Annotated in this window: 20 protein-coding genes; 14 read left to right on the plus strand and 6 right to left on the minus strand. The window is 48.0% G+C overall.

The window, feature by feature from the left end; all coding sequences use genetic code 11:
• Nucleotides 1-47: 47 nt before the first annotated feature.
• Entirely contained in the window at nucleotides 48-680 is a 633-nt protein-coding gene (locus tag KIS30_08825; protein MBX8646842.1) for an adenylate kinase, read from the plus strand.
• A 544-nt stretch (nucleotides 681-1,224) separates the two neighbouring features.
• Nucleotides 1,225-2,205, plus strand: a complete 981-nt coding sequence (locus tag KIS30_08830; GenBank protein ID MBX8646843.1) for a hypothetical protein — start codon at nucleotides 1,225-1,227, stop codon at nucleotides 2,203-2,205.
• 173 nt (nucleotides 2,206-2,378) lie between these two features.
• On the opposite strand, the gene KIS30_08835 is transcribed toward KIS30_08830, so the two are convergent.
• Nucleotides 2,379-3,506, minus strand: a complete 1,128-nt coding sequence (locus tag KIS30_08835; GenBank protein ID MBX8646844.1) for an MFS transporter — start codon at nucleotides 3,504-3,506, stop codon at nucleotides 2,379-2,381.
• Nucleotides 3,507-3,755: 249 nt separating this feature from the next.
• On the opposite strand from KIS30_08835, the gene KIS30_08840 reads away from it, so the two are divergent.
• The 4 genes from KIS30_08840 to KIS30_08855 are packed head-to-tail and all read left to right on the plus strand — an operon-like array spanning nucleotide 3,756 to nucleotide 6,978.
• Entirely contained in the window at nucleotides 3,756-4,976 is a 1,221-nt protein-coding gene (locus tag KIS30_08840) for an ArsA family ATPase (GenBank protein MBX8646845.1), read from the plus strand.
• Nucleotides 4,948-5,226, plus strand: coding sequence for a hypothetical protein (locus tag KIS30_08845; GenBank protein ID MBX8646846.1), 279 nt, complete (start codon nucleotides 4,948-4,950; stop codon nucleotides 5,224-5,226). The genes KIS30_08840 and KIS30_08845 overlap by 29 nt, the downstream gene beginning before the upstream one ends.
• A 36-nt stretch (nucleotides 5,227-5,262) precedes the next feature.
• Nucleotides 5,263-5,679 carry a DUF202 domain-containing protein gene (locus KIS30_08850; GenBank protein ID MBX8646847.1) on the plus strand — a complete coding sequence of 139 codons (417 nt, stop codon included), beginning with the start codon at nucleotides 5,263-5,265 and terminating at the stop codon, nucleotides 5,677-5,679.
• Nucleotides 5,680-5,718: 39 nt separating this feature from the next.
• Entirely contained in the window at nucleotides 5,719-6,978 is a 1,260-nt protein-coding gene (locus KIS30_08855) for a winged helix DNA-binding domain-containing protein (GenBank protein MBX8646848.1), read from the plus strand.
• Between the two features lie 127 nt (nucleotides 6,979-7,105).
• Here the strand turns inward: KIS30_08855 and KIS30_08860 are convergent, their stop codons facing one another.
• Nucleotides 7,106-7,654: a hypothetical protein gene (locus tag KIS30_08860; protein ID MBX8646849.1), complete on the minus strand. Its 549-nt coding sequence runs from the start codon at nucleotides 7,652-7,654 to the stop codon at nucleotides 7,106-7,108.
• 188 nt (nucleotides 7,655-7,842) lie between these two features.
• Here KIS30_08860 and KIS30_08865 point away from each other — a divergent pair, with 188 nt between their 5' ends.
• A complete protein-coding gene (locus KIS30_08865) occupies nucleotides 7,843-8,538 on the plus strand; it encodes a hypothetical protein (protein ID MBX8646850.1) in 696 nt (231 codons plus the stop codon).
• Nucleotides 8,539-8,783: 245 nt separating this feature from the next.
• Here KIS30_08865 and KIS30_08870 read toward each other — a convergent pair whose 3' ends face one another.
• The 3 genes from KIS30_08870 to KIS30_08880 form a co-directional block, all read right to left on the minus strand.
• Complete coding sequence (locus KIS30_08870; protein ID MBX8646851.1) at nucleotides 8,784-9,974, minus strand: hypothetical protein; 1,191 nt, start codon at nucleotides 9,972-9,974, stop codon at nucleotides 8,784-8,786.
• 214 nt (nucleotides 9,975-10,188) lie between these two features.
• The gene (locus tag KIS30_08875) at nucleotides 10,189-10,683 is read right to left on the minus strand and encodes a hypothetical protein (GenBank protein ID MBX8646852.1); all 495 of its coding nucleotides are present in this window, start codon (nucleotides 10,681-10,683) and stop codon (nucleotides 10,189-10,191) included.
• A complete protein-coding gene (locus KIS30_08880) occupies nucleotides 10,670-10,864 on the minus strand; it encodes a ribbon-helix-helix protein, CopG family (GenBank protein MBX8646853.1) in 195 nt (64 codons plus the stop codon). Before KIS30_08880 ends, KIS30_08875 begins: the two co-directional genes overlap by 14 nt.
• A gap of 471 nt (nucleotides 10,865-11,335) precedes the next feature.
• Here KIS30_08880 and KIS30_08885 point away from each other — a divergent pair, with 471 nt between their 5' ends.
• From KIS30_08885 to KIS30_08915, 7 genes are all read left to right on the plus strand, one after another.
• Complete coding sequence (locus KIS30_08885) at nucleotides 11,336-11,590, plus strand: hypothetical protein (GenBank protein MBX8646854.1); 255 nt, start codon at nucleotides 11,336-11,338, stop codon at nucleotides 11,588-11,590.
• A gap of 444 nt (nucleotides 11,591-12,034) precedes the next feature.
• Nucleotides 12,035-13,450, plus strand: coding sequence for a hypothetical protein (locus tag KIS30_08890; GenBank protein ID MBX8646855.1), 1,416 nt, complete (start codon nucleotides 12,035-12,037; stop codon nucleotides 13,448-13,450).
• Nucleotides 13,451-14,390: 940 nt separating this feature from the next.
• Nucleotides 14,391-14,663, plus strand: coding sequence for a hypothetical protein (locus KIS30_08895; protein MBX8646856.1), 273 nt, complete (start codon nucleotides 14,391-14,393; stop codon nucleotides 14,661-14,663).
• Between the two features lie 291 nt (nucleotides 14,664-14,954).
• Nucleotides 14,955-16,070 (plus strand): transposase, encoded by a 1,116-nt coding sequence (locus tag KIS30_08900; GenBank protein MBX8646857.1) that lies wholly within the window; start codon nucleotides 14,955-14,957, stop codon nucleotides 16,068-16,070.
• Nucleotides 16,071-16,320: 250 nt separating this feature from the next.
• A complete protein-coding gene (locus KIS30_08905; protein ID MBX8646858.1) occupies nucleotides 16,321-17,928 on the plus strand; it encodes a hypothetical protein in 1,608 nt (535 codons plus the stop codon).
• A gap of 388 nt (nucleotides 17,929-18,316) precedes the next feature.
• Complete coding sequence (locus KIS30_08910; GenBank protein MBX8646859.1) at nucleotides 18,317-18,802, plus strand: hypothetical protein; 486 nt, start codon at nucleotides 18,317-18,319, stop codon at nucleotides 18,800-18,802.
• A 228-nt stretch (nucleotides 18,803-19,030) separates the two neighbouring features.
• On the plus strand, nucleotides 19,031-19,393 hold the full coding sequence (locus KIS30_08915; GenBank protein MBX8646860.1) for a hypothetical protein: 363 nt from the start codon (nucleotides 19,031-19,033) through the stop codon (nucleotides 19,391-19,393).
• A gap of 546 nt (nucleotides 19,394-19,939) precedes the next feature.
• Here KIS30_08915 and KIS30_08920 read toward each other — a convergent pair.
• Nucleotides 19,940-21,029, minus strand: a 1,090-nt coding sequence (locus KIS30_08920) for a site-specific integrase (protein MBX8646861.1), incomplete at its 5' end; no start/stop codon positions are given.

Here is a 21,029-nt window from a genome sequence, read left to right on the forward strand (position 1 = left end):
CGCCGGAGGTTGGACAAATTATTTAATTCCCGGATTGATGGGAGGATGTGAAAACCAGATTGGTCTTTCTAGGCCCGCCCGGTGCCGGAAAAGGAACACAGGCATCTATTGTATCGAGCAGATTCTCGCTGCCGTGGCTGGCAACAGGCGACATGCTGAGGGACGAGATTGCCAGAAAGACCACACTGGGCATTGCAGCAAAGAATTATGTCGATGACGGCAAACTGGTCGCTGATGAAGTCGTCAACGCCATATTGAAAGAGCGCCTGAGAGAGCACAGGAACGGTTTCGTTCTTGACGGATACCCGCGCACAATAGAACAGGCAGAATATCTCGATTCAATAGTCACGCTTGACAAGGTGCTGTTTTTCGATGCACCGGAAGATGTGCTCGTGGAAAGGATAATCAACAGGCGTATCTGCCCGGCTTGCAACGCCGTCTACAACATATCGGAATACAAGCCGAAGGTCGACGGCGTCTGCGATAGAGACGGAACGAGGCTGGAGCTGAGATCCGACGACAACGCACAGGTTGCCAGCTTCAGAATAAAGACATTCTGGGAGAAAACCGCACCGCTGGTGAGCTACTACTTTGAGAAAGACATCCTTGCCAAAATAACAGCGAGTCTGCCATTTGACGAAGTAACGAGAGAAATACTGCAGGTCCTCGAGTCGGATTGAATCTGCCTCCGTCAGTCAGGTGTGTCATCAGTTTGGTCAAAACATGGATGCACTGCCCATGTTCGAGCCTCAGGGCGATGTCAAACACCTGCAGATATGCACTGTCGGCAGGACTGTGCGCCCGATGTGACGAACAGCGGCGATAAGCACCAGCAGCTGAGCGCCTGATAGGTGTGAAACCCGGCATCCTCCCTGAGCACACATCTTGCAAGAGAGAGGCAAAGGCCGAATGTGCAGGAACCGCCGATGCAGGTGCCTATCAGCAGGACAACAGGGACAGCATCTCTGGAATTTATGGAAGCCCCAACCGATGGCGGAAAGTATACTGCCCATCCTATTCCTATAAGCAATACTGCGCTCTTTCATTTCGGTCGATCGAGCGAGCGTCTTCCTCTCCATTCAACCGGCTTCCGCCTGTTTGCCATGGCATCACAATGATAGCCGGCATGGATAGGCAGTTGGTTATTAAACAATATTTGCTATCTACAAAATTTAAGGCCATTCTGGCACATACATAAGATAAACCTGAGCGATTACCGCAGCGATGAACAGCAGACGTTTGGGTGTTTTCATATTGATCGTCATGATTGTATTTACCCCATCTATTGGACTTGTGCATGCCGGTACGAGACCAGCGACCGCGCCAAGTGCAGGCAGGAGCGCGATAGTCTGGATGGGATTGGAGATTACTGGAGAGAATGTCAGTGCAGACCTGCAGTCTATCGGCAGTCACAGGGGTGATTTGACCGGTGTGTCGTATGAACATTATATGCTCGGATCTCAGGGATACTTCGGGCCCATTCTTGGCGTAAGCAACGTCACCGGCCGAATAAAATCTTTCGGTCTTCAGACGTACCCGATGATCATAAGCGCGAATCTTGGTGACATCGAATACGTCATCGACCATCCGTCGAATTTTATCACCAAATCTGTTTCAAAGGCTAAATGGGCGGGATATACAGGATACAACATCGATTTTGAACCGACGCAGATGGCAAACGCATCGGTTGCCGGCGCCTATGCGTCGTTCCTGACAGCATTTGCAGACGCACTCCACAAGGAGGGCAAGAAACTCACTGTTGACATAGCTACCTGGAATCCAATCTGGAATTTCACAGAACTTGCAAACACCACTGTGAATACACTTTACGACATGAGCACTTACGCTTCACCGTCGTTTAATTTTGCTGCCGCATTGGGCTACGCAAACGCCACGATTCCTCACTCGAAACTCGGCGTTGGCCTCATAACTGTAAATGTCAACACCGGAGCCCTTCTGCAGAATTATTCCGTTTCGGCGAGATTTATCGCCCTTCAATCTGACGGCGTGCTCAAAATCGCAATATGGGACATGCCGCTTGCCTCTTACTGGTGGCCCTATCTGCACCAGTTTATAGTCGCGGGCAAAGTGCAGGCGAGCACTATTCCGGTTCTGGCATACGCGATTGCTGCTGTCGGAGGTCTGGCCCTTGCAGCGGTTGCAGCACTCTTTGTAAACAGGAGAAGAAGCAGAAGGGCGAAATAGGCTCTGATACCGTGATGAGCGCTGCGACGGATGTAAAGCAGTTGATGGAAGCAGCATCATGCAGCCGCGAAATTCAGGAACCTGAGAGTCAGCTTACCGCAATTGCGCTATGAACAGCATTAACACGAACATCCTCAGAAATGAGACGGAAAAGCAATTGAAATTTCGAAAGCTCAGCTTGCAGTTTGTGCCGACTCGCCGGTGAGAATGGGATCCCGTCCAAATCTGGCGAGAAATATGCCGGCCATGAGTGCCACAGGTACGGTAAGAAGCAGAAAGACGCTGCCGAGTCCGATGACCGCCGATAATGCACCGACAATGAACGGCACAACAGCGAAAATGATGTTATTGAACGCGAGAAAGTAGGAATTCACCGCACTTCTCTCTTCCCTCTTTGTACCGCGGGCAATCATAATTGTTGACATCGGGTAAATGGAGCCATGAGGGAAGCCAAGCAGAGCCATAACGATCAGGAATGAAGTGAATGACGGAGAAAACGCCATTCCAATCAGGCCCGCGAGCGTGATCGTCACAGATGCGGCAAAGAACGGCTTGAGTGAATTCTGTGGAACAATCATTATTGCAAGTCGCGTTATGAAGGAAACGGTGAAAAACGGGATGAATGACAGATACGCGGCACTGCTCGAAACGCTGAATTTTTCTATTGCGTAAATTGCGAGGAATGTTGTAATGGCTGCAAATGGTATGCTGTAAGTCGAATTCGCAAGGAGAGAGGAGATGAAGCCGCTGCTACCAAGTGCAGTCCTGCCACGTGATTCAGACCTGATTTCAGGGAAATCAACAACCATTGAAAGAAAGAAACCTGCGACTGCGAGAACATCGAAGAACAGGAAAACTGTCCTGTAATCTACAAAACTGAGCAGCCGGGTTTCTATGAACGGGCCGATGATAAGGCTTGCACTGAGGCTGGTGGTATAGAGCGCCAGAAGCCGCTCGGTCGACTTCATGTCTTTAGCCGTGGATGCGGCCGTGATTAGATTTGGCATGACGATTCCACTCGCAAAACCCGCGAAGGAAGCAATGAGCCAGACTGTAGTGGATGTGGAAAAGTAGAAGAGCGGAAGGGCTAGTGCGATCGCACCATTGGAAGCAATAAAAGCCCTCCTTCGCCATTTTCCGACAAGCCTGGGGTTCAGATAGGATGTTGCGGCAAAGGTTGCCACGAAAGAAGATGCTGCCAGAAGACCGACAACAGCATTGCTGAATCCCAGTGAATGTTTGGCAAATGGAGATATCGTTGTCATGATCATATTATTTGTTGCACGGGCAGCGACAGTCATCAAGGAAAGGGTAACGGCGAAGTATACGAACTCCGGCAGTTTGCGCCTGCCTTGTGGAAACACCGAATGAACGACCTTCTTCAAGGATCGTGCAAAACTCAGACTGCAATTTAAGCGTTTAGCAGTGTGACCTGTTAACACAAGCATGAAGAGTGAAATCAGCTGTACGGATTGCTGTGCACGAAGCTGCTCAGAAGCACGGGAAAATATAATAGGTTGAAGGCAGCACTGAAGGATTGAGGTGAGCCTTTGAGGATACTGGTTTACACGGGCAAGGGAGGTGTCGGAAAAACCTCCGTTTCAGCGGCTACTGCGCTCAAATGTGCCGAGAAAGGTTTGAGGACAATCATAATCAGCACAGATTCTGCTCACAGCCTGTCGGATAGCGTGGATGTGGAAATCGGGCCGTCGATAAAAAATATCGGCGACAACCTGGACGGTCTGGAAATTGACATACTCAAGGAACTCGAAGAAAACTGGAACGACATCAGAACATACATTTTCACTTTCTTCACGTCGCAGGGAATGGATGAAATTTCTGCCAAAGAGATGGCGATCTTCCCCGGAATGGAATTCATTGCTGCACTGTTTTATCTTGAGCGCTTCTACAGAAATGACGAATACGACGTTGTGGTGGTTGACACTGCACCTACCGCTGACACGCTGCGCCTGCTCAGCTTTCCTGATGTGGCAGACTGGTATTTCCAGCGTTTTTACGGCGTGATGAAAAATTTTGTCAAAGTGGCCAGAGTGACTGTGGGAAAAGTCATTTCGATACCTCTCCCGTCGGATGAGGCTATGCACGAATTCGAAAAATTCAATCTCAGGATAAAGGATGTCAGGGAACTGCTGACGAATCCCGAGATAACATCCGTTCGCCTGGTGACGAATCCTGAGAAGATGGTGATCAGCGAGACCATGCGGGCCTACACGTATCTTTCACTGTACAATCTCAACGTTGAGGCACTCATTGTGAACAGAGTGTATGACAGGAATGCAAAAAACGCGGATCCGATGAAATTGAAGGAGCAGGAGCAGTACCTTTCCATGGTTCAGGAAGTATTTTCCGGGCTGAAAATTTTCTACGCTCACCAGTTTACGCTCGAGGTTGTTGGCAAAGAATCAGTGCGCAGGCTGGCAGACGAGCTTTTCTCTGATTCTGATCCGTCGGAGATATTCAGCCGGGAGAATCCGCTGAAGATTGTGTCAAAAGGTGGAACGACGACAATAAAGCTCAAGGTGCCATTCACGAACATTGCCAGCCTAGAGTTATATACCACGCGAGACGCTATCATAGTCAACATCGGTCCGTACAGGAACACGATTGCACTGCCGCTCGGACTGTATGGAAGGGAAGTTTCATCTGCGGAAATATCCGACGGTGTACTTTCAATCAGATTTACGGAGGAGGAAAATGCCGGAAAGAAAGGAAAGCGATCTCTTGGAAGAAAAAACAAAAGAACTGATTGAGCATGCGTACAGGGCTGGCATCGGCACACTGTCTGCATTGAGATCAGTGCTGCCTGCCCCTCCGACCAATTCCAGGGCACTCAGGGAATTCAGGAATGCCCAGAAGGAGATGTTGCTTACAGCAAGATCTTTTATCGATGCTCAGATTGCATTCATAGACATATTTGATGCCGCATCCGGAAACAGAAGCGGTAAGAAGCAGATAAAGAAAATTGAAGTCAGGGACAAGAGCCAACCTGCCCGGAAATGATTGACGTGCGGCATTAAATGTGCTGCCACCTGCCCGATGTCAGCCACAATAGCAAACAATAATGATGGCGCGTTCCTTCTGGTGATTATGGAAAGCGGCGGAAGGTCGAACGTCACTGACCACATGGCAAATGTGAGGACATACCTTGCATGGGTGCGCACAGGGATAACTGTAATTGCACTCGGTTTTGTTGTGGCCAAATTCGGGATAATCATCAAGGAGCTCGTTCCAGGCGCTCCTACGACTTCGTATCATCTTTCTTCTGCGATTGGAATAGCGCTGGTTCTTGCAGGGGGGTTCATGCAGTTGCTAGCGCTGCGGAGTTTTCTCAGCAACAGGAAAAGTATTGAGGCTGGCAATTACGCGCCTTCAGCGGTTGGCGAGGTTTCGACTGGAATTATCTCATTCATCATAGCAATTATGCTCATATTGTACATGCTGCTCACGCTGTAACGCAACTGCGAGCTGTTTCAATCAGATGGACGGCCACTCATGACTGAAGAACTGAAAATTTCAATCGATAATGCAAGGAAGCTTGCCGTCATCAAGCAGCACCTATCGCAGCCCGGACACAGCAGCGATGACTCAGTCGACGATAAAATAATGGGCGTGATGCGGGATATCGGCTACCTGCAGATTGACCCGATAAGCACTGTAGCAAGAAATCCGCTTCTTGTCCTCTGGAGCCGAATCGGCAATTTCGACAAGAACAGTCTGAACAGACTCCTGTGGAAAGAGAGGCGCCTTTTCGAGTATCGCGCACACGCAGCATCGATTGTGATGACAGAGGATTATCCCGTATACCGCAGGGCGATGAAAGATTATGCAAACAGCAACAACGCATATGATGAGAAGACTCTGAGCTGGATGAAGAGCAACGAAAGACTGGCAAAGCGGATTAAAACGGCACTGAAAAAACGCGGACCAGTTCCATCAAGGGAAATAGAAGACGAGTCCGACATTGGGTGGAAATCAACAGGATGGAGCAATGAGAGAAACGTAAACAGGATGCTTGAACTGCTGCTCTACAAAGGGCAGGTTATGGTGGCGGAGAGACTGGAAGGCGGGCAGAAACTCTGGGACCTTGCCGAACGAGTACTGCCTGCCTGGACTCCGCGTGGAGAGCTCACGGAAGAAGAGGTGGAGAGGATTTGCATAGAGAAGTCATTGAAGGCTATGGGTGTGGCCACAGCAGCTGAAATTGCTTCACACTTCGTTCCCAGAAGATACAAGCATCTGGAAAAGCTGTTAAATGGAATGGTGAAGGACGGGGCCGTGGCACAAGCCAGAATAATTAAAAACAGCCATTCGCTGGATGACAGGTGGTATATCCACTCGGATGATGCAGTCATCCTCGGTGATATAGACAGGCACTGGCAGGGAAGGACAACACTCCTGTCCCCCTTTGACAATCTGATTATAGACAGAAAGAGGACGTCGCGGCTGTTTGACTATAAATTCAAAATGGAGATATATGTTCCGCGAGCTTTGCGGAAGCATGGCTATTATGTCATGTCGATCCTTCACGGCGACAGGCTGATTGGAAGAATCGATCCAGAATTTGACAGGAGTACAGGCAGGTTGAAAATCAATTCGGTCTTTGAAGAACCGGGCATCAGTTTTTCGGCAGGAATTGTGAAACAGTGCGCCGATTCGATAAGAGAGCTGGCTTTGTTCCTTGGTGCTGAAAGGGTGACAGCTGCAGGAAAAGTGCAAAGACGCTGGAAAGCAGAGCTGGAGGGCATTGCATGAAGCGGCTGTTGACCGGTAGTTCAATTACGCCTGCAATGAATAGAACCCGGCTCAATGTTCAGATTGGCAGAACTGCACAGACTGCCAGCCTGGCAGAAATATCTCAGCAGTTCAGGCGATTACAGACTCAGACATAGAACGCGTTAAGGAAGGCAAGAGGTGCATCTTCGCGTGCTCCTTCAAAGCCCATTCTTGCGTTCAGCGCAAGTGTATTGAGATAATGGTGCCTTTCGAATTCGGCGTGTCCTTTCATATCCTCTTCACTCCTGAGCACCATGCCGCACCGCTCGCATATTAGCAGTGAAGGATCGACATTGTGTACGATTTTCTCCCAAATTCTACTTTCGAGCTCGTGCTCTTCGTGAAGGTCCCTGAAAGTTGGAATTCCAAGTGTCATGACACCCTCCACAACAGGGACGGGAAGATCTTTCCCCCAGACACCCAGTTTGAAAGTCACTTCGAATTTTCCCTTTCTTCCGGAAATAACAACGTCCGCGTCCCGGACTCTGCCTATTGCGACTCTATCCACATCCTTCCTTCCAGCCCGGATGTCCCAGAAACCTTCCTTTACAGTCTGTGATTCCAAAGCGAATCCTTCGGACGACAGAATCGATTTGATTTTATTGAAGACATCAGATGGCTCTATTTCCTTTTCAATGAATCCGCATCTCTTCATGCATTTAGCATCTCCGCGCATCTATTTCATATTTCACAACAATATCTGGCGTATCATTCACCGAATCGAAGTTATGTGCGCCGGTCCCGGCCTGGTTGAAGTCTGCTTGACGAACCGTCATATCCGGGGGATACATGCCTGACTGATTTTTGCTAAAATATATTTAGCAGAAGAAATCATTTTGTACAATGTCAGAATCTAGCACCCCTTCCTCAAAGAAAGGAAAGGGGATTTCTACTGGTGCCTTTGCAGCCACTGTGGTCATACTATTGATAGTTGCCGGAGCAGGATGGGCGCTTTATGCAGTTAGACCCTCTACTGCAGCGCCTTCTGCTTCTGTGAAGCAACAGGTCACTTCACTTGCTTATGAACACTGGCAGGCAATAGGTGTTGAGAACCTTTCGCAAACCATGTCACAATACACGTCCGGCTCTGTTCTCTACTGGTCGGTAAAGGGAAGTGTTCTTAATGGAACATATACGAATAAGAGCACAATTGAAAGTACTTGGTCAAAGTTTTTCTCGCACGACCCTGTCGACTACTACTCAGTATATAACTTTAAGATCAGCATTAGTGGAAACGTTGCTTCTGTTACTGCAGATCTTTGGTACATAGTACTAATCAATCAGAGCGCAAAATTGCCGGTGTCGGGTCTCACTCCTATCAAGGGCAACAGCAGTGTGAACTCCACTGTCGCCACTCTTATTCTGCCTTACCTGCTGACGTATCACTATTCAAACGGACTCTGGCACCTGACCAGCGACTGGTGGGGGCTCCCGAGTCCGCACCAGGGATTCGTTGTCAAAGGGATAGTTGAGCAGTTCGCTAATCTATCACCGCCTTCAAACAGCACGGGGAGTTCGCCTGTAGGTGGATACTATTGAGCCGGCCTGACGATTTCAAGGCCAATATACTCTGATTTCCGATTGGGAAAAACAATATTGTCTGCCGCATCGGCCGTTGATGAATTGCGTGGAAATCATAACTGAGTCGAGGGGCGAGCTGGATTACCGGCCCATGCAGGGATTCTTGCCGCCTGGGATGCGAATAAGTAAAACTGTCGTTGCAGAAGAGCACGAAAAGACCATGTGGCTGGAGGGGGGTGTTTTCAATATGCCTCAACAATGTTTCAAATGTCGGATATCTGGGCGGCCGCGAAGACAGTCATCTGAGTGTACGTCATCACACCTGGAGTGAGAACAGCCTGCACAATCAGCGAGTTTCCATCCGCACACACCAGCAATGAGATGTGAGCTGAAGAGCTGTTGCTGATGTTTGCGCTTACGAAGAAATAATCCTTCCCGCTGACAACGCCCGAGTGGTAACTTGATGAGTAATTCTTGTTGCCGCTGAATTGAATATTCAACGCTTCATACAGAGATGACGAGTAAGTGCTGCTCTTGAAAGTGGCGAACGATGAAAGGGCAATTTCACTCCGGCTCACATTGCCGAACACCGCAGCACCGGCAGCAGTAAGGTTACCCAGATACTGGTTCCCGACTGTACTTGTGCTCGCGCCGCTGATGCTGGCATTACCAGACAGGCCAGAAAGAGCGCGGATAACAGAACTCATGTTGGTAACATTCGCGCTGAAATAAATTGTGGAGTCTATGCCGATGCCAAATGCACTGGCTGCCTGCGAGGAGGTCACCAGGTGTGCAGGATAGGAAACTGTGGTTCCACTGCCCAGAGTACTTAATTCTTCAGTCATTACAGCTACAAGGCCCGATTTTGGAACGCCGGGTGAGCCCACATAAACAAAAGCCAGGAAGTAATTTCCATCATGTGCGAAAATCGCTTCGGTCACGTTTCCATTGTTTGTGAAATTTACAAAAGTATATGGTGTACTTCCAATCGTTCCGGTGGAAACCTGAACTGAGATATTGTTATGGAGTTTGGCAGTGAGATTGACATATATGCCGGTAGCGAGTGTAGCATTCGGGAGATACAGTAAAGCGCCATCAATGTTCGCACCAGTCTTATTCTCTCCATATCCGATTACCGAAAACTGCGAATTGCCATTGAGATATTGTGTCTCATTCGCAGGCAGAGGACTGCCGGATTGAGTATAATTTGGCATGAGCATGCCGAGATATGCCTTTACGAACGCAATCGGATTGTGCGCGCCTGCGGTTATATAATACTCGCGATGCCAGCTTCCGCCTACACTGCTGCCGATTGTACCGGAGGAAAGAAACGAAGTACCTGCAGACATGGCCGGGCCATGTTTGACGAGGCGCGGGTAGAGGTAAACTGCCGCTCCTGCGACAATAAGAACTGCAACGAAAATGACAGCTACGGCTTTGACTTTTGAACCCATGGTCCCGATACTTTCACAACACACTATTTAACCGTTTGCAGACAGTTCGACAAAAAGGTAACTGGGCTGACCTGGCAGGCACGCATTCGATAAAGCTGAACGCCGCAGGCGGCAAACGGCAGTGCCGTGAAATTGTGCGAAAAGTGTGCTGCCGGGCACATCGTTGATGGAACAAATGGGTCAGCCCGGATTTGAAGCATCATTGCGGTGCGATTTACTTGTCATGTTTCTCTATTTGGCTGATTGCCCAGTGCACGAGATCCACGGTCAAATAAAGGGTAGAATACCTGTGAAGTCTGTCAATGCAGGCAATTGCTTCTCTCTTGCCTATGATATTCTCTCTGTATGCGCGTGTTACAATCGCCAGCGTGCCATGCGGTTCCAGTCCATAACTCCTAGCCACTTCCCTCGCTTCCAAATCATCGGTGAATACAAGACTGACACCTTCCTGTTTGGCAAGTGCTATCGCAGTGGATTCCCCGGCGCCCAGTCCGTACTCCTCCATTATCAGTTTGGACATATCTTTTGCCCGCCCTTTCAACCTTGAGACTTTGCAATTTGCCGGGAAGCGTGAGGCGTCTCCGAGTTCGCGGACAACATCCTCGCTCAACAATATGTCCTGGAAAACGCGGAACACCTTCAAAGAATCTATCTGGCCCAAATGCGTAAGCGGGCCGGTGTCTAAAACAGCATTCTTAATTCTTGCCACCGAGTCCCCACTCCACATCCTCCTTGATTGCGGCTTCTATGCGTTCAGATCGCACGCGTCTTATCGTCTCCCTTACAGCAGCTCTAATGAGCTCAGATCTGTTGGCATACCAGCCCTCCTTTATCAGTTCGTCCATTTCGCTGACTAGCCGGTGGGTTAACTTGGCAGGAATTGTGTCCATAGCAATCGTAATACCATAGTATTACGATTGTATTAAGGCTTTTGGCGGGATGCTTTGAAATCGTCATTTATGACAGCTCAATGAAGATGGAGTCAATGCCGATGTGTTAAAGCGAGATGGAGTCTTGTTAAACAAATTTTTGCTCAATCGCATAAATATAATGGGTCCGCCCGGACTTATACCATATATAAGTATAAGACAAAGATAATACCCTATCATCCCTCATAAATGGTAGTTACAGATATAAGATGCGACGTCTGGATATAGCACGATGCTTCCTGTGATTTCTCAGACCTGTGAATGTGCTCCCGAATAAATGATGTGAAGTAAGAGCTGAACACTATAACATGGCGCAACCGCTCAGAATATCAACCGACAGCCATCAAGGTAGAAATGGAACGGTTGAGCGATTCGCATTCCGATATCGGTGGCTTCATTTCAAATGTTCGAAGGCTATGAAAGCCCAGCAGAGTGGACAACGGACTACCTTTTTCCCATCCTGAAGAGTTCAAACACGAATGCGGAGAGAGAAGCGGCAAAACTGAAGGACAGTTCGGTGTGAACAAATCACACACATTGCTCAACTCGAGACCGGTGAAACGGGGGAAGAGAGCGTTCGATCGCACGTGCCACTTCACATTCATCGCCAACCTGTTCGCCGCCGTCACATGGGCACAGCACTCCCTCAAGCAGCATCTCGGCTGCATGACTTACATCACAGCGTAAAACAGGCCTGCAGTGAGCATGCTGCAACCGTTCAGCAGCCATGAGGCACGATCGCAATCATATTCCGCAACGGACACACGTGAAATTTATTGCGCTTGCATCATAATCTTGAGGCAGGAGTGCCTTCAAGGCACTCAAAACAGTTCACAGCGGGGGAATGAGTCTATTCGCATATTGGAATAAAACATGCCGGTGAATCTAACCATATACTGACGCCATGTTTCGGAGGGACTAGCCATCCAAATAATTATTAGTACATCAGAAGTAATACGTTAGGCGAGTGGTTACTTGTCATTGGGATCTGGATCTATCAAGGGATCTATTTCAAGGGAGCCGAGGATGCTGGTGACCACAGCTGTTGTTCTCATTGTCATCATTGCTTCTGCAAGCGCTGCTGAAGTCGTCACGTATAACCGTAATGTTAGTCCGCGCAACAGTAACAAATTGTTTGTAAATGAAACTGGGCCATTCTTCCCTAGCGGTGCGAGCATACAGTTCAGGAATCCAAATGGCATGAATGCATCGAAAACACTGGTCAGTGTCTACATGCATCCTGTGAATTCAGGCGGCGCGCCGCTAAATATCAACAACAGCAAACTTCTTGTCGTACGCTCTTTTTCCAACTCATATGGATTGTTTACCTTTCCGTTCAATGGCTTAATCGATAGTGTTGCAATGGGCTGGCGAAGCAATCTTACCCAGATGGGAGGGAAGTCGTATGCCGACGCGTTCGAGACATCTTTCGCGGTCACTGCGGTTGAACAGCTTGCTAACAACACAACCTGGTCGGCCATAACCTATCTGCGGTTTTCACCGGGTTTGCTGCTGCGGTATCTCAACGACAGCGCGTTTCATCTTGCGTATGAAGTCACTTTCAACATTTTCATTGATAATGCAAAACAGCAGCCGTCAGCGTATCCACACAATACCATCGCTACGCCTGACTGTGTGGGTGGCAGATGCCTTCATTGCACGCCCGGGTATTACTGGAAGGCCCTGGGCTCGACTATTACCCCAAATATCTGGGTACCGGTTGAGTGGGTGAACAATCTGACGACATATGCAGGTGGATCAATTGGTTACACCTTGGGCATAAGCGGGGAGGATACCGTCTTTCAAGCTGGTGTTTACAATACTGTTAAGGGTGCATGGTCTGTAAACAGTTCACAGCCGACTAGCACGCCCGCTTATGGCAACATCGCATCGGAAGCATTCACAAATTACAAATCGGCGGTTATTTTCATAAACGCTTCAGTAACATATTCAGAGTATCAATACGTCTACGTCAATTATTATTGCCAGGTAACTTCCTATAACGACTATCAGGCTGACATATACGTCAATAATGTTGGGTTGAGCGGTGGCAATGTTATGATGATGGCGAGATTCTCGCCGCCTGGAGGAGATCTATCCTCGATACTTCCACAACAGATGCAGGGGTTTCCTAACGTGGTCTATACGTCTTTTGGCAAGCAACAAAACTTCAGCAGCACAATTACACCATTTACAAGTGAGCAGTATTCATACTTCCGTCTTACATCTAGCACCTCCAGTTTGGCTAATTACGTATCTGGTTTTCTGCCTCTGGGTGGTGTGATGACATCATTCATGAACTGGGCAAAGACGATAAGTTCGGATATCGTGGGTATTGCAATACCATACGTCAGTGACATACTGTCTGGAATTAATTTTGAAAAAACTGTCGTGGTTGGTGCTGACATCAGCCTTCAAAATGGGCAGAACTTCGATATATCAGTGGCGGGATACAGCTTTCAATCCATTCAGCAGTACGACCTTTCAGGATGGAACAGCGGAACAGCCGGCATATTGTTGTCCTACTGGAATGTTACCGGGAGCTGAACACTTTTTTGCAACTACAGATGCAGTGCAAAGTTTTCCACTGCAGGGTCATTTCAAGAGATCGGAAGTCATTGAACTTCTCTGCCATTGAATGTTATTGTTGCGACTGGTCTGTCCTCTAACTTGGATTTTCGCGCCTGAATGAGATATTACATTTCGCAGCATTTTTCACGCTATCTCGATCCTGACCGTACGGTTATGAAGCTATGGTGGTTTCATGCTGTTCCACCGCTCTGCCGCCTCAAGCAGCAGCGGTGGAAGGGTATGGAAATACCCCATCTGGGAAACAGGAAACTGAAAATTGAAATCTCCTGAAACATACAAAAAGATCAACGCTTTTATTACCTGTGAAAATCCAAGTTAGGACCTCTCTGCGGCACGTCTGTCTACACCCCATAAGACGTCTCATATGATGCAACGGGTTATTTGCTTCAACTCAATGGTGAAAAGATTATAGCAGGAACTGCAACTGCTGCCACTCTGCTTCCAGGCGACAGTTCTTGCTTCGAAAATGTGCATAACGGTCTCTCTACCATTCAAATTGGGCATACTCTCTTGGACCCCCTTTCTGCCTCTTGTCACTGTGCCTCTTTATAGTGCGTGAAGGCATGGAAAAATCAAGAGCTTTAAACCGTAAGTCAGAATGGGTCTGCCCGGACTTATACCACAAATAGGTATAAGACAAAGGTAATATCCTATCATCCATTACAAATGGTAGTCAGAGATACATGATGCGACGTCTGGATAGAGCACGATGCTGCCTGCGTTTTCGCAGACCTGTGAATGTGCTTCCGAATAAATGATATGAAGTGAGAGCTGAACACTATAACATGACGCAACCTTTCAGACTGTCACAACCGACAGCCATCAAGGTAGAAATGGAACGGATGAGCGATTCGCAGTCCGATATCGGTGATTTCATTTCAAGTATTCGAAGGCCATGAGAGCCAGGCAGAGTGGACGGCGGAGCTGCCTTTTCACCCATCCTGAAGAGTTCAAACACGAATGCGGAGAGAGAAGCGGCAAAACTGAGGGACAGTTCGGTGTGAGCAAGTCACACACATTGCTCGACTCGAGACCGGTGAAACGGGGGAAGAGGGCATTCGATCGCACGTGCCACTTCACATTCATCGCCAACCTGTTCGCCGCCGTCACAAGAGCACAGCACTCCCTCAAGCAGCATCTCGGCTGTCTGACTTACATCACAGCGTAAAACAGGCCTGCAGTGAGCATTCTGCAACCGTTCAGCAGCCGTGGGGCACGATCGCAACCACAATCCGCAACGGACACACGTGAAATTTATTGCATTTGCATCAAAATCCTAAGGCAGGAGTGCCTTCAAGGCACTCAAAAAAGTTCACAGCGAGGGCATGAATCTATTCACACATGGGAATAAAGATGGAAACAGACCGTTTTTTTTACCCCAGTAGTCCCGCATAAGGAAATAGTTGCACTGGCACATTTTTTGATGTGAGAGTGCATTCCAGTGTTTGGAGGCATTGGGATGCACTCTACGAATGAGATAAGCAACAGAAGGATTAAGGATTTTGTGCTCAAGCGATTTGAACGCCATTTCCAGCTGCCTGTCGGTAATTCCGATTATACGAAGGGCGCCTACATTGCTGTACTTGTCTGGACAGCCATGGTGCACAAGTTCGTCGACGGCGTTGCGGGCGTAATGAGGGAGAAGTGGCTGCTGGCCGTTCCCTCGGGTGACACGGTCAGGCGTGCGCTGAACAGGATGCCCGCGGGCGATGTGAAAAGGCAGATGCTGGAAATAAACGGCAATGTCATTTCGGCGGCAAATAGGATGCGCATGTTCACAATGCCGGTGACATGCGCAATTGACTGCAACGACAGGGAGTATTATGGAAAGAGAGTTTCGAAGCTCGTTGTGGGCGGAAAGCACAAGAACGGTACATCCTGGTTCTACAGGATTGCAACATTCTGTGTCGTGGAAAAGGGAATGCGTTTCGAGATTGCAGCCACAGAGTACAACGTCTTTTCCAGCCTTCCGAAGGTTGTGAGGAGGCTGATTGATGATGCCTCACGCCATGTGCGCATAAGGCACCTGCTCATGGACAGGGCATTCTCGACGGTCGAGATAAGACATATGCTGACGGACATGGGCATAAGCTACGTTATGCCGATAGAAACGAACGACAGAATCGAGAGGGAGGTGAAGGCAACACGCGGTCTTCGTTTCAGGCACATTGAATGGGTGACAACATACAGGGGCATCACCGACACGACAACACTCATAATCATAGACAGCGGCGAAGTGGTGCAAAAAAGGAAAAGACATCAGGAGACAGTATACTGGCTCTACGTCACAAACATGTCAGTGACGGACGAGAACATCGTCGACATATGCCGTTACTACGACGATCGCTGTGGTATAGAGACAGGCTACAGGGTTGATGACCATGAGTTCACTGGAATGACAACATCACACAGCGACGCCATCCGCCTCTTCTATCTCTTTCTCTCAGTCATTCTCAGGAACATATGGACGCTGCTGAAGACAATGCAGTCTGTGCGCGGCGAGCGAGAGACAGCCGCCTACGCATTCAAAGAAGAATTCAGGAAGGATATCATCTTCTCATCAATGAGATCATGATGCGCACTCGTTAGTTCGTGAAACGGTCCATAACCGCACAACAGCAGGCATGAATGTGGAAACATCGTTGCATGTCCCAACAGTTCAGCGGACATGCCGCCGCATCAGTCACCGCACCGCTGACTGACAACGGATTTGCAGGCGCTTAAACAGATTCGTGTCGGCTGCTGTCCCATATATGCGGGACTACTGTACCCCCCAATATTCTTATATCGGCAGGAACGTTAACTCAACCATGGAGTGACTTTTCTTGGTGAAACATTCCATAAAGCGTATAGGCGCAGTTGTAATCAGCGTTATCATAATTCTTGCTGTGCTTTTCGCGCATCCTTGGATTGGTCACAATCTCAGCAATCGGGGAAAAAATACAACAGGTATACCAATCGGTTTTTCCGTCTCTCCGGATATTACTTCATCACAGCTCTTAGCTGTTTATATTCAGGTGTGGTCAGCCAATCCACCGATGCAGCGTTTTTCAACCGCTAAGAACATACCTCAGCTACTGGGAATCTGGGCTAATTCGACGGGCGTGGTATCTGGATACCTCCCATTCTATTTTCTCGATATCGCCTCAAATTGGTCGGGATTCTTCAGGTCTGCGGGTCAGCTGGGGGCTGAAACTTCTTTCACTGCACAGTTAACCTATTATTTTTACTACAACAAGACGACCGACCAAGTGATCCTTTATTCCGATCAGTTGCCTTACAATCCCCTGCAGGTGAATCGCAGCTCTGTCTTTTCTATTAACTTGCATCCTTCATTAATTGGCAGACCACACATCTTTGTCAACAGTACTGCCACCACTGGAGTTTCATCCGCTTCTGCTTCAGCGCTCAGCAATGATCCGAGCCAGGGTCAGACAAGATGGGTATTGATGAAGAGGACAACATTTGGCACTGTGACCAGCCCTGTAGAGATTCCTATTGCATGGGCAAATGACACAGGAGGGAATACGCAGATAATCACATCAGTAACAATTGGCGCCATAAATAACGAAGTAGGGTGGACTACAGGGCAGGGATATAACGAGAGCAGTAAGTACTCTTTCTATTTGTCAACAGGTAGTAGTTATACTTCCCCTTCGAATGTTTCAGTGAGTACCGAAACATTTGCTGTTACCTCGCCCAATGCCAGTCAAAGAGAATCGGCAGGCTTCATCTATGCAAATGGCTCACTAGAGGCTGACATTTATCAAGAACAGGAATACGAATGCTTTGCCTCTGTCGGCGGGGAGGTTTGTATGTGGGTAAACCTTTCCATCTATGAAACGATACCACTTATAGACATAGTAAACACGCAGAGTTCTAATGGCAATACTCTTTTTCAATTGGGATACGTGTACGATGGGTATGATGCGTACAGCCCTTATACGAGTCCACAGGCGATAAGTACATTGAACTGGCCGGCAAATCTCATAAAGAAGTTTTATACCAACCTCAGTGCGGGCAGTGAAGTCCAGTGGTCAACTGTTTACTCTTCAATAACCGGCAGTGACAACAACCTTGGAGCGGATATCTTTGGCATTTTATCAATTGGTCTTAGCTTTCTGGGGGTCATAACTGCAGCAGCAGTTGCGACAGGTTGGATTCCCGGTGATGGATGGGCCGCAATAGCAGCGGATGATGCCAATACTCTTGGCATGTATGCGAGTGTAGCATCGCTTCTATCAAACGGAATAATGAACGCCAAGAGCAGCACAGTCATTTTTTCCGGGGACATCTTAAACAACGGATATCCCACACCAACTCAAGGCAATACTATTGCACTTGTTATCTATTCACTTAACCTTGAGACATCGATTAGCGGTACTGACTATATCCTGCCTGTCTTTGACGGAGTCGGAGCTCCCAATCCATAGAGTAATCAGTTATAATCTTGTCAGAAATTCGAACACCATGATGCCCATGCATCTGAATAAGGACAACGAGGTATGCAAAGTGGAGTTCGATGATGAAACCCCGAATAAGATAGGGGTCGGGAAATTTCGTAGCATGAAGGTTTCAGCGTCTGTCGTTGCCATAAGGTGTTCACTAGCCACGTTTACCATCAGCTTCAGTTCGATGCCGTTGAACCTTACCCGTGACAAAATGACATTCTTGAACCGTGCCATGTAAGAACCAGCCTTCCCATCCTTCTCCAAAGACCCACTTCGCCAAAATTGGCAAATACCGGACCACCGCTTACAAAGGGCAAGTGAGGAAGGGAGAAAGAGAATTATAGGCAGAAAAAAGGCTTTCTCTACATTATTGGTAGTTGCTGGATGCATAGTGTTTCTGTGGACTGCATTTTCGTTAACATCACAACCGGGATCGCTACAACTGAGGGGCGAGATCACACAAACTCATTCTTTAATCAGTTCTGGGATACCCGATACTCTGCCACCTGTTCTCAAAGATTCAACGCTTGTTGGATCCTTAAATTCATCGCACACTATTTCGATAACTGTTGTCCTGAGCGAGAATATGGCAACTGCAGACGATTATCTAAGAAGTATCTCCAATACTCAATCTAGCCTTTATCACAGATTCCTGACACCCACTCAATTTTATGGAATGTTCGGGCCGAATAGCTTATCAATATCCCTTGTGAGGGAATGGCTATCAGCCGAAGGAATCACCAACATAAGTTCCAGCTTTTACGGCCAGCTGACATTTGTAGCCAATGTGTCAGAAATAGATGTTCTTTTCTGTGTGAGCCTGAACGTGTATTCATACTCGGGCGAGCTTTATTAAGGGGTATCTCAAGTGAAAGTTTACCTATCCCGATATACAGGGATGGGTATGGCGCCGGAGCGGACATCGTGCACTCGGCAGCAACGATAGATAAACTTTCAAGTGGTAAACCGCTTAGAGGGCTGTGAAGTGTCAACGCATGGGCTATCGTTCAGGGTGTTGCATAGTACAAAATAAAGAGCCAAACCGCAAACTATTCAGTGGTGTTACCATTGTTTGAGGAATTTTGTGAGGAAGATGGTAAGCAATAAGCTGAGAGACGTAATATTGACTCTTATCTCAGGATTCCTTACCTCTTTAGCATCCTTGGCATACAACTACAAGTGGGCGACACTCGTTGTTTTTGGAAAAGTATCTTATGGAATTGCATTTGGTTATCCCACCGGATTCATAACTACAGTAGCTAATGGAAGCACGTCTGACTATGTGGGGTCTGCCGTTACATTTAAATTTGGAAATTATTATTTTATCCCAATCGCCTTCGGAATCGATTTGGTGTTTTGGACCATCCTCTCTGGAATTATTATTGAGTTGTTTAAGTGGGGTAGGCACAATCGAAAAACAAGAAAGCATAGCCGCATTAATTCGTAACGATTCGTTGCCGGGTTAACAGATACTTGCCCGGAAGTTCCGAGCTCTCAAGTTACAAGTGGATACTTCATCCCGCCGAAGAGATTGAGCAGCTTCTCCTACCCATCTGTGAACCCTGAGGTCCCATTGTGGATGGATTTTTTTCTATCGAAAGCTCACGACGGATATATTAGAGAGGGAATCCAACTCCTGAGTAAACGTCAAGAGGAGATTTTATCGCGAAGAGTGCGCTCCGCCCATGACGATGGCATTTGAGTGATGCAGAGGGCAGTGACGTAAACGTCGAGGCGTTCATGATTACTGTATTCACTCGATTTTCCTGACAGCATCTAACAGCTGATAAGTGGTCCTTTCATCGTTGTGGAAAGAAGCATGGACCAACATGCAGACCATTGCGGTCTTGGGCTTGGACAGTCTGTCGGGCAAATCACGGACGAAGCTGCGTACCACGGGATCGTCGATGTATCTTTGCACTGTTGCCTTAAGCTCCCGGATGTCTGAGAGTTCTTTCGTAAAAATTGATGTGCCTGTTGAGTATTTAATTATTCACCCGGGCAGTCGAATAACTGCCTTGTCGCGGTCAATTACTGAAACAAACTCCCAGCCTTCTTTCAGGTAGTTTTCGATATCCTTCTGCGAAACGACCTTCTGCCTGTTTCCATTGTTCACCAGGTTGCTCACAACCTTTTGTTTTATGAGCTCAGAGATTTTGCTTTCAGGAATTTGCTCTATTCCACCCAGTGCATCTATTTCTTCCTCAGTATATCCGATTGATTTCAGGATGACTGAATGTACGTGGGCGCCAGACTCGTGGTGGGAAGCAGATGTTTCCAGATATTCAGAGCACTGATCGTAACTGTTCCTCATATCCGTAATGACGTCTTCAGGCAACCTGTTCTTGTTTGTGGTGTACGTCGCCTCAATGTCCCCTACATGTCCCATGAAAAACATCCTGTAGGCATGCGAAATCCGCTGCCTGCTCTCTGCTATCATGAGCTGAGTATCAAAAAATGAGCGCCAGACATACGGTCTCTGTGTGAGTCCGACTGCCCTCATTGCCACCCTTATCTCATTGCCTATCTTCGTCGTCCTGAGGAACGGACTTCTGTCGACCACGCCTGGGAAACGGCTTTTGCCGAAATGGGCAGACGAAGTGGCTATTATTCCTGTATCCGGTGTGAGCCTTTCACCCGCTCTGGCTCTTTCATTCAGATATTCGGTAAGAACATCGCACCCCTCACGGCTCAAAAAGGCTACGTACTGCCTCCTGGATTTTGACAGTTCGGGTGGAACGACAATCATTGCCGGAACAGTCTGCGCTGATACTCTGTTGTCTTTCAGACTGAAATCCTTTACGTCCGATATCTTCAGGCCGCTGACGCCGAGATAATCGCATAGTGTCTCAATTCGCAAGCCTGCATGTGAAATAAGTATGATGGCAGAACGGGTCCTCAGGGAGGTGGTCGGCGCGTACAGGACTCTTTTCAGCTCCTCCTGCGTTGGCACCCTTTCGTCTCTCAGCGTAGGGCGTCTTTGAGTGTTCGCTATCTTTATGCGCCGCTGTATTTGTTTGCCCGAGAATTCCGCCCAACTCTTGATGGCTTTCAGATGATTGGCGATGTATCCCGGGGAATAT

The sequence above is a fragment of the Candidatus Sysuiplasma acidicola genome (assembly GCA_019721035.1).
In the GTDB taxonomy this organism is placed as follows: Archaea; Thermoplasmatota; Thermoplasmata; order Sysuiplasmatales; family Sysuiplasmataceae; genus Sysuiplasma; species Sysuiplasma acidicola.

Excerpts from the sequence above, each read along its gene's own strand:
- KIS30_08830 (MBX8646843.1), top strand. The coding sequence starts at position 1,225 with ATGAACAGCAGACGTTTGGGTGTTTTCATATTGATCGTCATGATTGTA.
- KIS30_08835 (MBX8646844.1), bottom strand. The coding sequence starts at position 3,506 with ATGACTGTCGCTGCCCGTGCAACAAATAATATGATCATGACAACGATA.
- KIS30_08850 (MBX8646847.1), top strand. The coding sequence starts at position 5,263 with ATGTCAGCCACAATAGCAAACAATAATGATGGCGCGTTCCTTCTGGTG.
- KIS30_08855 (MBX8646848.1), top strand. The coding sequence starts at position 5,719 with ATGACTGAAGAACTGAAAATTTCAATCGATAATGCAAGGAAGCTTGCC.
- KIS30_08860 (MBX8646849.1), bottom strand. The coding sequence starts at position 7,654 with ATGAAGAGATGCGGATTCATTGAAAAGGAAATAGAGCCATCTGATGTC.
- KIS30_08865 (MBX8646850.1), top strand. The coding sequence starts at position 7,843 with ATGTCAGAATCTAGCACCCCTTCCTCAAAGAAAGGAAAGGGGATTTCT.
- KIS30_08870 (MBX8646851.1), bottom strand. The coding sequence starts at position 9,974 with ATGGGTTCAAAAGTCAAAGCCGTAGCTGTCATTTTCGTTGCAGTTCTT.
- KIS30_08880 (MBX8646853.1), bottom strand. The coding sequence starts at position 10,864 with ATGGACACAATTCCTGCCAAGTTAACCCACCGGCTAGTCAGCGAAATG.
- KIS30_08895 (MBX8646856.1), top strand. The coding sequence starts at position 14,391 with ATGAGAGCCAGGCAGAGTGGACGGCGGAGCTGCCTTTTCACCCATCCT.
- KIS30_08900 (MBX8646857.1), top strand. The coding sequence starts at position 14,955 with ATGCACTCTACGAATGAGATAAGCAACAGAAGGATTAAGGATTTTGTG.